General features: G+C 72.3%; 10 protein-coding genes and 1 tRNA gene. 6 read left to right on the top strand and 5 right to left on the bottom strand.

The annotated features are described in order from the left end of the window. Positions 1–63: 63 nt before the first annotated feature. The 5 genes from AYX06_RS15805 (at position 64) to AYX06_RS15825 (ending at position 4,738) form a co-directional block, all read left to right on the top strand. On the top strand, positions 64–831 hold the full coding sequence (locus AYX06_RS15805; protein ID WP_062736585.1) for a hypothetical protein: 768 nt from the start codon (positions 64–66) through the stop codon (positions 829–831). Positions 832–893: 62 nt separating this feature from the next. Then, positions 894–966, top strand: a tRNA-Gln gene (locus tag AYX06_RS15810). 192 nt (positions 967–1,158) lie between these two features. After that, positions 1,159–2,625 (top strand): bifunctional UDP-N-acetylglucosamine diphosphorylase/glucosamine-1-phosphate N-acetyltransferase GlmU, encoded by a 1,467-nt coding sequence (gene glmU, locus AYX06_RS15815; RefSeq protein WP_232319466.1) that lies wholly within the window; start codon positions 1,159–1,161, stop codon positions 2,623–2,625. Continuing rightward, a complete protein-coding gene (locus tag AYX06_RS15820; protein WP_062736587.1) occupies positions 2,622–3,605 on the top strand; it encodes a ribose-phosphate diphosphokinase in 984 nt (327 codons plus the stop codon). The genes glmU and AYX06_RS15820 overlap by 4 nt, the downstream gene beginning before the upstream one ends. Positions 3,606–3,703: 98 nt before the next feature. Then, entirely contained in the window at positions 3,704–4,738 is a 1,035-nt protein-coding gene (locus AYX06_RS15825) for a chitinase (protein WP_062736588.1), read from the top strand. On the opposite strand, the gene AYX06_RS15830 is transcribed toward AYX06_RS15825, so the two are convergent. The 4 genes from AYX06_RS15830 to AYX06_RS20585 all read right to left on the bottom strand — a co-directional run bounded on the left by AYX06_RS15830 (position 4,704) and on the right by AYX06_RS20585 (position 11,958). Then, positions 4,704–5,981: an acyltransferase family protein gene (locus tag AYX06_RS15830; protein ID WP_084271667.1), complete on the bottom strand. Its 1,278-nt coding sequence runs from the start codon at positions 5,979–5,981 to the stop codon at positions 4,704–4,706. The two genes, AYX06_RS15825 and AYX06_RS15830, sit on opposite strands and share 35 nt — an antisense overlap. Further along, positions 5,968–8,343: a bifunctional polysaccharide deacetylase/glycosyltransferase family 2 protein gene (locus AYX06_RS20790; RefSeq protein ID WP_261775433.1), complete on the bottom strand. Its 2,376-nt coding sequence runs from the start codon at positions 8,341–8,343 to the stop codon at positions 5,968–5,970. The genes AYX06_RS15830 and AYX06_RS20790 overlap by 14 nt, the downstream gene beginning before the upstream one ends. A gap of 574 nt (positions 8,344–8,917) precedes the next feature. Beyond that, the gene (locus AYX06_RS15840; RefSeq protein ID WP_062736589.1) at positions 8,918–10,093 is read right to left on the bottom strand and encodes a CAP domain-containing protein; all 1,176 of its coding nucleotides are present in this window, start codon (positions 10,091–10,093) and stop codon (positions 8,918–8,920) included. Next, positions 10,090–11,958: a GH25 family lysozyme gene (locus tag AYX06_RS20585; protein ID WP_147017740.1), complete on the bottom strand. Its 1,869-nt coding sequence runs from the start codon at positions 11,956–11,958 to the stop codon at positions 10,090–10,092. The genes AYX06_RS15840 and AYX06_RS20585 overlap by 4 nt, the downstream gene beginning before the upstream one ends. A 223-nt stretch (positions 11,959–12,181) precedes the next feature. Here AYX06_RS20585 and AYX06_RS15850 point away from each other — a divergent pair, with 223 nt between their 5' ends. Further along, positions 12,182–12,814 carry an arsenate reductase/protein-tyrosine-phosphatase family protein gene (locus tag AYX06_RS15850; protein WP_062736591.1) on the top strand — a complete coding sequence of 211 codons (633 nt, stop codon included), beginning with the start codon at positions 12,182–12,184 and terminating at the stop codon, positions 12,812–12,814. Positions 12,815–12,830: 16 nt separating this feature from the next. Here the strand turns inward: AYX06_RS15850 and AYX06_RS20590 are convergent, their stop codons facing one another. Further along, a complete protein-coding gene (locus tag AYX06_RS20590) occupies positions 12,831–13,274 on the bottom strand; it encodes a phospholipase D-like domain-containing protein (RefSeq protein ID WP_062736592.1) in 444 nt (147 codons plus the stop codon). Positions 13,275–13,311 lie beyond the last annotated feature (37 nt).

The following is a 13,311-nucleotide window of genomic DNA, read 5'->3' on the forward strand; positions in this document are numbered from 1 at the left end:
GGTGCCGAAGTGCGGACAGGGAGCTTTCAGCCACGGCACAAGCACGGGTGAGAGCATGGAGGCATGGAGCAGCAGAACCCGACGGAGCGACCCACCGCGACCACCGTCCACCCGATCGGCACCCGCCTGGACGGGGTCACGGACCTGGAGGTCGCCGTGCGCACGGTCCGGGAGCACCCCGGGCCGGTGGAGATCCCCGCCGGACCCGGTCAGCTGGCCGGGCGCCACCTCGGGTCGGTGCCCCAGCGGCAGGTCGGCGAGGCGCTGCGCGGGGCCGGCGCCGCCCCCCTGATCCTGCGGGCGGACATCTCCATCGACGAGGACATCCCGGACGAGGGCGTCATCGCGGTCCTCGACGACCACCTGTCCCTGGCCGCCGGCGTGGGCGCCGAGTACCTCGTGGTGCCCCGGGCCGGGGTCGGCGGGCGCGGGCGCAGCGAGGACCGGATCTTCTCCATGCTGGCGGCGCTCGCGGAGGCGGCCTCGGCCCACCAGGTGCACCTGCTGCTGGAGACCGAGGGTGCCACCGTGGACGAGGTGGAGCTGATCCAGTTCCTGGAGCGCGCCCGCAAGGAGGGCACGCTGGACGTGGACCCGCACTACCTGGCCTCCGTGGCCTGGAACGTCGCCGCCTCCACCGCCGCGGGGGAGGGCCCGGCCGCCGCGTTCGAGCGGATGCGGCCGCTGCTGGACCTCGCCCCGCTGATCGTGTGCGGGGTGGACGAGGACACGGTGGAGGACCTCTTCGCCGCCGTGCCGGAGCTGCGCGGGGCCGCCGCGGCGGCCCGGATCCTGGTCATCCTGGGGCGCCCGGGACCGGCCGGCGCCTGAGCGCCTGGTGGTAGGGTGACTCCCTGTGCACGGTGTGCACCACTGCCGTTCCACGGCGGTGCTCCGCCTTGGTGTAATCGGCAGCACCCCGGCCTTTGGAGCCGCGGAGTCTAGGTTCGAGTCCTAGAGGCGGAACGTCCGCATCCCGCCCGACAGCCTGCTAGACGGAACCGAGACGGACCCGGTGATCCCACCGGAGCCTCTCGACGATCGACGACCGAGGAGCTGCATCCCGCTGTGAGCACCCCCCAGACTCCCGCCACCGCGCCCGGGACGGCCGGCGGCCCCGCCGCCGTCATCGTCCTCGCCGCCGGCAAGGGCACCCGGATGAAGTCCAAGACCCCCAAGATCCTGCACCGGATCGGGGGTCGTTCCATGGTGGGGCACAGCCTGGTGGCCGCCCGCAGCCTGCACCCCCGGCGGCTGGCCGCGGTGGTGCGCTTCGAGCGGGACCTGGTGGCCCCGCACGTGCTCGAGCAGGACCCCGCGGCGCTGATCGTGGACCAGGACGAGGTGCCCGGCACGGGCCGGGCGGTCCAGGTGGCGGTGGAGGCGCTCGACGCCCAGGAGCGGCTGGCCGGGACCGTGGTGGTCACCTACGGCGACGTCCCCCTGCTGACCCCGGAGGTGCTGCAGAAGCTGGTCGCCCACCACGAGGAGCGCGGCAACGCGGTCACGGTGCTGACCGCCGACCACGAGCAGCCCGGCGGCTACGGCCGGGTCCTGCGCGACGCCGACGGCTCGTTCCGTGAGATCAAGGAGGCCAAGGACGCCACCGAGGCCGAGCTCGCGGTCACCGAGATCAACTCCGGCATCTTCGCCTTCGACGCCGACGCCCTGCGCGAGGCCCTGGCGCAGGTGACCTCCGACAACGCCCAGGGCGAGATGTACCTCACCGACGTCCCGCTGCTGGCCCGGCGGGCCGGCCGCGCCGTGGACGCGCTGAAGATCGAGGACCGCTGGGAGGTGGAGGGCGCCAACGACCGCGTGCAGCTGGCCCAGCTCGGCGCCCACCTCAACCGCCGGGTGCTCGAGGCGCACATGCGCAACGGGGTGACCATCGTGGACCCCGCCACCACCTGGATCGACGTGCAGGTGCGCATCGGCGCGGACGTCACGGTCCTGCCGGGCACGCAGCTGCACGGCGGCACCCGGGTGGCCCAGGACGCCGTCGTCGGCCCGGACACCACCCTCACGGACGTGGAGGTCGGCCCCGGCGCGCACGTGGTGCGCACGCACGGCTCCGGCTCGGTGATCGGCGCCGGCGCCTCCGTGGGGCCGTTCGCCTACCTGCGCCCCGGCACGGTCCTGGGCGCGGACGGCAAGATCGGCACGTTCGTGGAGACCAAGAACTCCCGGATCGGCACCGGCTCGAAGATCCCGCACCTGTCCTACGTGGGGGACGCCACCATCGGCGAGCACTCCAACATCGGGGCGGCCTCCGTGTTCGTCAATTACGACGGCGTGCGCAAGCACCGCACCGTGATCGGCGACCACGTCCGGATGGGCTCCGACAACATGTACGTCGCTCCCGTCACCGTCGGGGACGGCGCCTACTCCGGGGCCGGCACCACGATCCGCAAGGACGTGCCGGCCGGGGCGCTGGCGCTCACCGAGGGCGCGCAGCGGATCGTCGAGAACTGGGTCGTGGAGCACCGCCAGGGGACGGCGGCGGCCGAGGCCGCGCTGCGCGCCCAGGCCGACGGCGCCGCGACGGCCGGGGACGTCCCGGGGCAGAGCACGACCGGGCACACCACCGCCGGGCACACCACCGAGGAAAGCGAGCAAGAATGACGACCGCCATCACCAACGCAGGTGCGAAGCAGCTGGTCCTGGTCTCCGGCCGGGCGCACCCGCAGCTCGCGGAGCGCATCGCGGCGGAGCTCGGCACCGAGCTGATCCCCACGGCCGCCTACGACTTCGCCAACGGTGAGACCTACGTGCGCTTCGGGGAGTCGGTGCGGGGCACGGACGCCTTCCTCATCCAGTCCCACCCGGCGCCGATCAACCAGTGGATCATGGAGCAGCTGCTGATGATCGACTCGCTGAAGCGGGCCTCGGCCCGGTCGATCACCGTGGTCTCCCCGTTCTACCCCTACGCCCGGCAGGACAAGAAGCACCGCGGCCGCGAGCCCATCTCGGCCCGCCTGATCTCGGACCTGTACAAGACGGCCGGCGCGGACCGGCTGATGTCCGTGGACCTGCACACCGCGCAGATCCAGGGCTTCTTCGACGGCCCGGTCGACCACCTGATGGCCATCCCGCTGCTGGCGGCCCACGTGCGCTCCGTCGTCGACGTCGAGAACGTCACCGTGGTCTCCCCGGACACGGGCCGCGTGCGCGTGGCCGAGCAGTGGACGGAGCTGCTGGGCGGCTGCCCGCTGGCGTTCGTGCACAAGACCCGGGACATCACGGTCCCGAACCAGGCGGTGTCCAAGGAGGTCGTGGGGCAGATCGAGGGCCGCACCTGCGTGCTGATCGACGACATGATCGACACCGGCGGGACGATCACCGGCGCGGTGAAGGTGCTGCGCGAGAAGGGCGCCAAGGACGTCATCATCGCCGCCACCCACGCCGTGTTCTCCGACCCGGCGGTGGAGCGGCTGTCCTCCTGCGGCGCGCTCGAGGTCGTGGTCACGGACACCCTCCCGGTGCCCCCGGAGCACCAGTTCGAGAACCTCACGGTCCTGTCCATCGCCCCGCTCATCGCCCGGGCCATCCAGGAGGTCTTCGAGGACGGCTCGGTGACGAGCCTGTTCAACGGCCGCTCCTGACCGATTCCCCGGTCCGACGACGCCGCAGCCCCTCGCCTTCCGGTGAGGGGCTGCGGCGTCGCTGGGACCGCCGTGCCGCAGAGGACGTCCCGCACCCCATGAACCGCTCCCACCGCCGCTTCCTGCCGTTCCTGGCGCTGGGCTCCGTGGCGGCCGCCGCGCTCACCGGCTGCGGCCAGGACCTGAACCAGCCCTGGGCCGGGCCCTACGTCAACGTCACCGCCTACCCCTACTTCGACTTCGGCGCCGCGGCCGCCGGGCAGTCGCACACCGTGCTGGGCTTCGTGGTGGCCGACCCGGAGGAGCCCTGCACGCCCTCCTGGGGCGGCTACTACGGCCTGGAGGAGGCGGGGACGACGCTGCGGATGGAGGAGCAGATCGCCGCGCTGCGCGAGGCCGGCGGTGACGTGGTGGTCTCCTTCGGCGGCGCCGCCCGCGACGAGCTGGCCACCGCCTGCGCCGACCCGGACGCCCTGCTGGGCGCCTACCGGCAGGTGCTCGACCGGTACGCGGTCCCGGTCGCCGACTTCGACGTGGAGCTGAACGACCTCGAGGATCCGGCGGCGAACCAGCGCCGGGCCGAGGCCGTGGCCCGGCTGCAGGAGGAGCGCTCCGCGGAGGCCCCGCTGGAGGTGTGGGTGACCCTGCCGGTCTCGCCGGCGGGTCTGTCCGAGGACGGTGAGAACCTCGTGGCCCAGATGCTCGCCGCCGGGGTGGACCTGGCGGGGGTCAACGTCATGACCATGAACTACAGCGAGAGCCGGTCTTCCGGGCAGTCCATGGTGGACGCCTCGGAGGAGGCCGCCCGGGCGGCCCACGGGCAGGTGCGGGAGCTGTGGGCCGCGGCGGGCCAGGAGCTGTCCGAGGAGCAGGCCTGGAACCGGCTCGGGCTGACCCCGATGATCGGGGTGAACGACGTCCCCGGGGAGGTGGTGGACCTGGAGGCCGCAGCACAGCTCAACGAGTTCGCCCGCGAGCAGGGCGTCGGGCGGATGTCCTTCTGGTCGCTGAACCGGGACCGGACCTGCACGGCCGAGCACGGCGACCCGGCCGAGGCCAACGACTTCTGCAGCGGCCTGGAGCAGGAGGCCGGCGAGTTCACCCGGGTCCTGGGCCGGGGCTTCGGGGACTGAGCGCCTCCGGCCGTGCCGCTTCCCGGGCGGCGCGCGGATACAGCCAGGAGCGGCCGGAGAAGCTCGGCGCGCCCGGTGGGCGGACCGGTGCCGGCGCGCCCGCAGCGGTGCGGACCGGCGCCGGCGCGCCCGCAGCGGTGCGGACCGGCGCCGGGCGGACCGGCCACAGCCGGGGGCGGCGTCCCGCGGCGAGGTCCTCCGCCCAGCCCACGGCGAGCACCACGGCGGCCAGCAGCGGCCAGACCAGCACGAAGGACAGCCACGGGCTCTCCAGCAGTCCGGGCACGGCCGTGGCGAGCAGATCACTGTTCCAGAGCACGTCGATCAGGACCACGGTGGCGACCAGCAGCAGGTTGTGCCACAGGTAGACGGTCATCGCCCGCGCGTTGAGCAGGCTCACGATCCCGTCCAGGAACCGCAGCGGCCGGGGCAGCTGCTCCCAGCTGGGGGAGACCCGCAGCAGCACGGCGCAGAAGCCGAAGGACCACAGGGCCTGGGCGAACGGGATCTCGTTGAGGTCCCACCCGGACTCGCCGAGGTGCCCGGCGGCCCACCACAGACCCACGCCCATCACGGCGGGACCGGCCGCGAGGACCAGCCCGAGGGGGATCCGGCGCAGCAGCCCGCTCTGGTGGGCGAAGCCGAGGATCCAGCAGGAGCCGTAGGTCACGGCGTCCGTCACCGGGGCCTCGGCCCAGGAGGGCAGCGGTACCGCCCCGAGGGCCAGCAGCCCGCTCAGGATCAGCGGGGTGAGGAGCACCGGCCAGGGCCGGGCGCGGAAGGCCCGCAGCAGCACGGGGGAGAGGAGCATGAACCAGAAGTAGGTCCGCACGTACCACAGGATCTCCCCGGCCTGGACCGGCCAGGTGGGATCCACCGCCCCGGTCCCGGCGATCTCCGGGAAGACCGGGTCGCCGACCGGCAGGAACCACAGCAGCACCCGTCCCCAGGAGCCGTCCGCTGCGGGGGACCAGCCCTGGCCCACGAGCAGGACCAGCACCGTGGCGGCGTAGACCCACAGCGGGATCAGCACCCGGCGGGCGCGGGAGCGGAGCACGCCGGCCGCCGGCCGGCGCAGGGAGCGCGCCATGAGGGCACCGGCCAGCGCGAACATCACGCCCATCGCGGGGAACAGCAGGCTGAAGACGGCGCCCGCGAACGTGTGGTACGCCACCACGCGGACCAGCGCGATCGACCGCAGCAGGTCCAGGTACCGGTCCCGGCCCGGCTCAGACCCGCTCATCGCGCCGGCCCTCCTGCCAGGGAACCGACGGCTCGGCGGGCTCCGCCGCGGGAGCCAGGTCGAGGACGGTGTTGGTGCGCTCGGGCTTGTACCAGCCGATCATCCGGCCCTTGAGGGCCTGCAGCACGGAGGCGTAGAGCAGGTAGGCGCGCAGCGGTTCGTAGATGACCCGGTAGACCGGGACGATGAGCAGGTGCGCCCAGGACTCGCCGACCATGCGGATGGCGAGCACACAGATGACCGCGTGGATGGCCAGCACGAACGCGGCGAAGGCGGCCAGCGGGACCCAGGTGCCGGCAGCCAGGTTGAGCACGGCCATCAGCACGGTCAGCGGCAGGAAGACCAGCGGCACCAGGGTGGCCAGGGCGGTGTAGGGCAGCGCCACCATCCCCAGGAACCCGTACTTCGGGCGGAGGAGCATCCCGGCGTGCTTCCACAGGGCCTGGAGGTTGCCGTAGGTCCAGCGCAGGCGCTGCTTGGCCAGCCCGCGCACGGTCATCGGGGCCTCGGTCCAGGCCACGGCCTCGTTCTCCTGGACGATCGCCCAGCCGTGCTGCTGCAGGGTCATGGTCAGGTCCGCGTCCTCGGCCAGGGTGTCGTGGGAGTAGCCGCCGGCGGCCTGCAGGGCCTCCTTGCGCCAGGCCGCGCAGGCGCCGGGGACGATGGAGATCGCCCCGACCACGGACTCGGCCATGCGGGTCACGCAGATCCCGGAGATGTACTCCAGGGACTGCCACATGGTGAGGATCCCGGCGCGGTTGCCGACCTTCACGTGCCCCGCCACGGCCCCGACCGGGCGGCCCCGGTGCGGTGTGGTGAAGTGGCGGGCGAACATCCGCACGGTCTGGGGCTCGAAGAGGGTGTCCCCGTCGAGGGTCACCACGATCTCACCGGTCGCGGCCATGATGCCGTGGTTGGAGGCCACGGACTTCCCGGCGTTGGGCTGGCTGATCACCCGCAGCGCCGGCCACTGCGCGGCGGCCTCCTCCAGGACGGCCAGGGTGCGGTCGGTGGAGCCGTCGTCGACGGCGATGACCTCCAGGTGCGGGTAGTCACTGGCCCGCAGCGCGGCCAGGGTGCGGGCCACGACCGGTTCCTCGTTGAACACCGGCAGGATCACCGAGACCAGCGGCAGCTCCTCCTCGGGGACCGCCGGCCACACCCGGCGCCGCTGCCGGCGGTGGCCGATCAGCGCCAGCACCACGTACAGGGCCGACATCAGGGTCAGGGAGGAGACCCCGAACCAGAACAGCCAGGTCATCACGACCTCCGGGGCCACGGTCAGTCCGGCCACGGCCAGGGCGGTCGCGTCGTCGGCCAGCACCGCGTCCGTGGACACCGGCTGATAGTCCTCCGGCAGGACCGGAGCCAGGGTCGAGAAGGTGTAGCCCTCGGCCTTGGCCTCGGCGATGAGCTCCTTCAGGGCGGTCACCGTGGCGGTGCGGTCCCCACCCCCGTCGTGCATCAGCACGATGTGGCCCTGGCCGTCGAGCTCGGGCAGTCGCACGGTCTCTCCGGGCACGGCCGCCCAGTCGAGGGTGTCGTAGTCGAAGTCCACGTGCAGGTAGCCCAGCTGCTGGGCCTCGAGGATGGGCAGGGGCTTGTTGTCGGGGTCCCCGGTGGGCAGGCGGAACAGATGTGTGGCGTAGTCGCCGATCGAGCGCATCGCGCGGTCGGTGCCGATGAGCTCCTCGCGGCTGCGCAGGTCGTCGTCCCACACGGTGGTGTGCGTCATGGTGTGGTTGCCCACCATGTGCCCCTCGCGGAGCATCCGGCGGAACAGCTCGGGCTGGGCGACGACGTTCGTGCCGATGTTGAAGAACGTGGCCGGCACCCCTTCCGCCGAGAGCACGTCGAGGATCTCGGGGGTGAAGGTCGCGTCCGGGCCGTCGTCGAAGGTGATCATCAGCTGTTTCTCCGGCAGTGTGCCGAAGCGCTCCATGACGTAGGGGCTGTCCCCGACGACCTCGACCTCCTCCGCGGTGAGCGTCCGCAGGGTCTCGTCGGTGAACGGGTCCGTCAGCACGGTCCCGCCGTGGCGGTGGCCCACCAGGGCGATCCTGCTGAACGGGTTGGCGGAGTCGCCCAGCAGCGGGATGTTCTCCGGGTCCCCGGTCGCCAGCAGCTCCCGGGCGTAGTCGTTCTCCTGGTTCTCGGGCCGTTCCCAGGTCTGGGCCAGGGCCTGCGGCACGAGCCAGGACGCCGACCCCGCGACCAGGACCAGCAGCAGGATGACGGTGGCGAGGATCCGGTACCAGCGCTTGCCGCCGGGGTCGAAGAAGACCGGGGGCGCCACGGTGCTGCCGGTCCGTTCGGCGCCTCGGCGGCGCGGTGATCGTCGGTCGTCGAAGCTCTTGGACACGGCACGCTCGTTCCCCCCGGATGGCGGTCCGCCCCCTCGACGGACCGGCCGGCGCATCCCCCCGGACGGGCCGACCGGCTCAGCCTGCCAAGCCGCACCCCGGCCGTCACAACTGCGAACACACCCGCACAGGCGTCAAAGAACATCGCTCCGCATGGGAGTGCGGGTGCAAATCCCCGACAGGGCGGGAGGCGTGATTACGAGTTGGTAGTTAATTTTTGGGAACGTGGCCGGAACGGGGGACGAGTCCGCGGTGATCCGTCCCCCGTTGTGCCGACGCCCGACGATGAACGCTCACAGGTTTGCAGGGGAGAACACAGTCAAACTTCGTCACGAACGTGAAGTGCACCACGGTCTGACCAGGGTCCTTGCCTCTCGGCTCGTCCCGGGAGCGCCCGACACGGGCGGGGCGGAGACCGCGGCCGCTCGGGGGACACCGGGGGACACCGGGCGGGCACGGGGCCACCACCGGAGGGCTGACCGGGATGCCGCGGGGGCGTGGCCGGGACAGCAGAACGCCCGGCCGGGGAGTCCGGCCGGGCGTTCTGCGAGGGGTGCCCCGGTGGGCGAGGAGTCAGCGGGTGACCCAGTTGCGCTTGGTGACCGAGGACCAGTGGATGGTGTAGCCGTTGGAGAACCGCTGGCGGACCTCCGTGCCGTAGCGGTACTCGTCGGTGACCGGGTAGCCGTAGCCGCGCTCGGAGCCGGCGGCCTTCCACCGCTGGCCGATCGCCCCGCTCTCCTTGACGACCTTCGCGCCGGTCCGGGGGCTCCAGAGCACCTTGTGCACTGCGGCGCCCTGGCGGAACACCTGGTAGGCGCCGCCGCCGGTGAGCCCGGTGATCTCGCGGGTGGTGGGGTAGCCCAGGCCGTTCTCCCAGCGGTGGGCGGCGAACTTGCGCCCGATCGCGCCGTTGACGTTCACCGGCCAGGCCCCGGTGGCGGAGCTCCAGTAGAAGGTCTGGCCCTTGGCGAAGCCCTGCAGCACGCCGCCGCCCACCAGGCCGCCGCGCTCGGGGCCGGTGGGGGTGCCGAACACGGCGGACCCGCCCAGGGCGTAGTACTGGCGCCCGATCGCGCCCTTCACGGAGTAGCCGGCGGAGGTGATCGGCGCCGTGCTGGGCGCGGGGGCCGGCGCGGGCGCCGGGGCCGTGCCCACGGAGGTGCGGGTGTCGGCCGGGGCCTGTCCGGCGGCGTAGCCGTAGGAGGTCACGGTGCCCACGAGCTTCCAGCCCTGCTTGTTGCCGGCCAGGGACCCGTCCACGTAGGTGAGGCCGATGCCGATGACCGACATGTCCGGGTCGGTGAGCACCTTGTTGTGGGCGGTGGAGCCCTTCCACCAGGTCATGAGGTCGGCCACGGAGCGCTGCCAGGAGACCGCGTGGATCTCTCCGGCGGCGTTCCAGGTGCCGGCCCGCGGATCCTTGAGGAAGGTGTCCGTGTGGTTGATGACCTCCTGGCGGGTCAGCCGGTCGGACTCGCCCTGGGCGATCCCGGAGACCGTGGCCGAGTACTTCACCGGGGCCAGGCCCTTGGCCTTGCGGTGGGCGTTGATCAGCTCCAGCAGCTTCTGGGCGTCGGCCGTCCGGGTGCTCGCCGGGACCTGGACGATGTCCGAGCTCGCCGCGGTGGCGGGGGCCGCCACCAGGATCCCGCTGGCGGGGACCGTCAGGGCGAGGGTGGCCGCGGTGAGGGCCAGCCGGCCGGGCGTGCGGGGGCGGGTGGGGGCGCGGTGCTTGGCGTGCTTCATCGGGTCACCCAGATTCTCTTCGTCACGGTGGAGTAGTGCACCGTGAAGTTCTTGGAGAACTTCTGGCGGATCTCGGTGCCGTACTTGTACTCGTCGGTGGTCGGATAGCCGTAGCCGCGCTCGGCGCCGGCGGCGAGCCACTCGCGGCCGATCGCGCTGTTCTCCTTGAGCCAGTGGCTGCCGGAGGTGGGGCTCCACAGGATCCGGTAGACCGCGCTGCCGTTGCGGAACACCTGGTGGGCGCCGCCGTTGACCAGCCCGCCGACCTCGTCGCCGACCGGGTAGCCGAAGCCGCGCTCGTAGCCGCCGCGCTTCCAGACCCCGCCGATCCCGGTGTTCTCCCGGACCAGGTGGGTGCCGGTGGCCGAGCTCCACAGGAGCCGGTTCACGGCCGTGCCCTGGCGGAACGTCTGGTAGGCCCCGCCGCCGGTGAGCCCGGTGATCTCCCGGTTCGTGGGGTAGCCGTAGCCGTTCTCCCAGCGGCCGGCGGCGAACGTGCGGCCGATGGCCCCGTTGAAGTTCACCGGCCAGGCCCCGGTGGAGGAGGTCCAGTAGAAGGTGTGCTTCTTCGAGAAGCCCTGCAGCACGCCGCCGTTGACCAGGCCGCCGCGCTCGTTGCCGGTGGGGGTGCCGAAGACGGCGGACCCGCCCAGGGCCTGGTACTGGCGCCCGATCGCGCCCTTCACGGTGTACCCGGCCGGCTGGACCTCGGTGACGGTCCCGGCTGGGGCGCGGCCGCCGAGCGGCTTGTAGTAGCGGTTGGCCACGAGGTCCCGCAGCTGGGTCGCGGACCCGCGGTAGACGTTGGCGTCGATCTCCTCGGCGAAGCCGGCGTCGGTCCACTGCCAGAAGTCGTAGGTGGACCAGGCGCTGGGCACGATCGGGGCGGTGGTCTCGTAGGCGGCGATGTGCATGGGGTGGTCGTTGAAGGCGCTGGTGTTGCCCGTGCAGTCCCGCCACCAGTAGTAGTTCGTGTAGATCGCCGGCAGCCGGCCGGTGCGGGCCTTGTACCGGTTGGAGAAGTCGCGGATCCAGCCGACCATCTCGGACTGCGAGAAGCCGTAGCAGGCGTTGCCGTACAGCGAGGGGTACGGGTTGTTCTCGATGTCCAGCAGGCCCGGCAGGGTCCGCCCGTCGGCGGACCAGCCGCCGCCGTTGTTGATGAAGTAGTCGGCCTGCTTAGCCCCGGAGGAGTCCCGGGTGGGGATCGCGAAGTGGTAGCCGCCGCGGTGCATCCCGACGGCGCCGGCGCCGGCGTACTGCTGCTTGAAGAGTCCGTTGGTGATGCTGTCCCCCTCGGAGGACTTCACGTAGGCGAAGCGGGAGCCCTGGTTCCACAGGCTCGTCCAGTTCAGGGAGGTCTGCCAGTTGGAGACGTCCGTGCCCTTGATCCCGGACGGCGTCCAGGACGCGGCGCCGCCCAGCGGGTCGGCCGACGCAGCCCCGGCGACGGCCTCCTCACCGGAGGCAGCGGACGTGCCGGACGTGCCGGAGGGCTCCGAGCCACCGGAGCCGCCCTCGAGCTCCGCGGCGGTGCGGGCTGAGTTCGCGGCCAGCTGCTCGAAGTGCGTCGGGGACTTGGCCCACTGGCCCATCACGGCGCCGCCGGAGAGGCTGCCCGCGGTGGGCCGGGTGCCGGCGAGCGCCGGGTCGGGGAGGACGCTCTCCCCGGTGGTCCCGTCCACCAGGGTCGAGACGATCTCGCCGTCGGACTCCACGACCTTGGAGACCAGGTTGCCCTGCTGCTCGGCCGAGAGGGTGGTGGGGGCGGCGTCTTCCGTGGCCGCCGTGGGTGTCAGTGTGGTGATGGCCAGCACCGCTGCCGTGAGGGCAGCGGGCAGCGTCAGTCGGGGGGGTGCTTTCACGCTGGGACGCCTAACTCGCATGGATCGTTTGGGGGAACGACTCGTGCAAGGCCATGGGGATGGGGGGAAGATCCTCTGGAGCCACGACGAGTATAAAGGCGCGTTTACATAAATAATCAATAACGGTGCGCCGTGTTACACGGATTCCGCCGAGTGCGCGTCGCAGCGTTGCGCCTGGTGCCGCCGGATACGATGAACCGGACTCGACCCCCGGAGGAGAACCATGCCCCCCACGCGCATCCTGACGGTCTGCACGGGCAACGTCTGCCGCTCGCCCATGGCGGCGGTGGAGCTCGACCACGGTCTCAACGCCGTCTCCCCGGGCGGCTTCGCGGTGACCAGCGCCGGGATGCACGCGCTGGTGGACCAGGGCTTCGAGGAGCGGGTGGGCCGGCTGGCCCACGACCGCGGCCTGGAGGCCGCCGCCGCCCACCGGGCCCGGCAGGTCACCCCGGAGATCCTGCGGGACGTGGACCTGGTCCTGGTCATGGCCCGGGAGCACACCCAGCCGGTGCTCCAGCAGGCGCCGCGGCTGCTCAAGAAGGTCTTCACCCTCCGGGAGTTCGCCCGGATCCTGCTGTACCTCTCCACCGACCCGGAGCTCGACGCCGCCGTCCCGGCCGACCGCGCGGAGCGCTGGGCGTGGCTGGTGCAGCAGGCGCCGCGGCTGCGCCAGCGCGTGCCGGTGCGCCACCCCGAGCGCAACGACGTGATCGACCCCTACCGCCAGGAGGACGCGGTGCTCCAGCAGATGGCGGAGGAGCTGTTCGAGGCCACCGACGCCGTGATCGCGTGGGAGCGGCGCTACGCGCAGCGCCGGGCGGCGAGCGGCACCGCGAGCAGCGCCGCCGGCTGAGCCGCGGCGGCCCGGTTCACATCAGGGCGGAGACCAGCCGGCACACGTTGTCGAGGTAGCGGTGGTGCCAGGGCTGGCCCCGCCACTCCTCCAGGGTCAGCTCCCGGCTGATCGCCCGGTAGTGCGCGGCGTTGGCCTGCAGCTCGGCCACCAGGTCCCCGCCGAAGGCCAGCAGCATCACCTCGTAGTCCAGGGCGAAGGACCGGAAGTCCATGTTCGAGGACCCGATCATGGCCACGGTGTCGTCGACGGTCAGGTACTTGGCGTGCAGCACCGCCGGGGCGGGGTAGAGGTGGATGTGCACCCCGGCCTCCGGCAGGGCGCGGGAGTAGAGGATCAGCAGCAGCCACGCCGAGGAGGAGGAGGGGCGGCGGTTCTCCGGCACCGTGCCGACGGCCACCAGCTTGAGCCCGTACTCCAGGAGCACCAGGGCCACGGCCACCAGCTGAGCCCACCCCATGGAACGCGCCTTCCCCGCAACGCGCGGTGCGCTGCTG

The sequence above is a fragment of the Kocuria turfanensis genome (assembly GCF_001580365.1).
GTDB classification, from domain to species: domain Bacteria; phylum Actinomycetota; class Actinomycetes; order Actinomycetales; family Micrococcaceae; genus Kocuria; species Kocuria turfanensis.

Coding starts and splice junctions, on each gene's coding strand:
- AYX06_RS15805 (WP_062736585.1), top strand. CDS start 64: ATGGAGCAGCAGAACCCGACGGAGCGACCCACCGCGACCACCGTCCAC.
- AYX06_RS15830 (WP_084271667.1), bottom strand. CDS start 5,981: ATGAGCGGGTCTGAGCCGGGCCGGGACCGGTACCTGGACCTGCTGCGG.
- glmU (WP_232319466.1), top strand. CDS start 1,159: ATGAAGTCCAAGACCCCCAAGATCCTGCACCGGATCGGGGGTCGTTCC.
- AYX06_RS15850 (WP_062736591.1), top strand. CDS start 12,182: ATGCCCCCCACGCGCATCCTGACGGTCTGCACGGGCAACGTCTGCCGC.
- AYX06_RS20590 (WP_062736592.1), bottom strand. CDS start 13,274: ATGGGGTGGGCTCAGCTGGTGGCCGTGGCCCTGGTGCTCCTGGAGTAC.
- AYX06_RS15840 (WP_062736589.1), bottom strand. CDS start 10,093: ATGAAGCACGCCAAGCACCGCGCCCCCACCCGCCCCCGCACGCCCGGC.
- AYX06_RS15825 (WP_062736588.1), top strand. CDS start 3,704: ATGAACCGCTCCCACCGCCGCTTCCTGCCGTTCCTGGCGCTGGGCTCC.
- AYX06_RS15820 (WP_062736587.1), top strand. CDS start 2,622: ATGACGACCGCCATCACCAACGCAGGTGCGAAGCAGCTGGTCCTGGTC.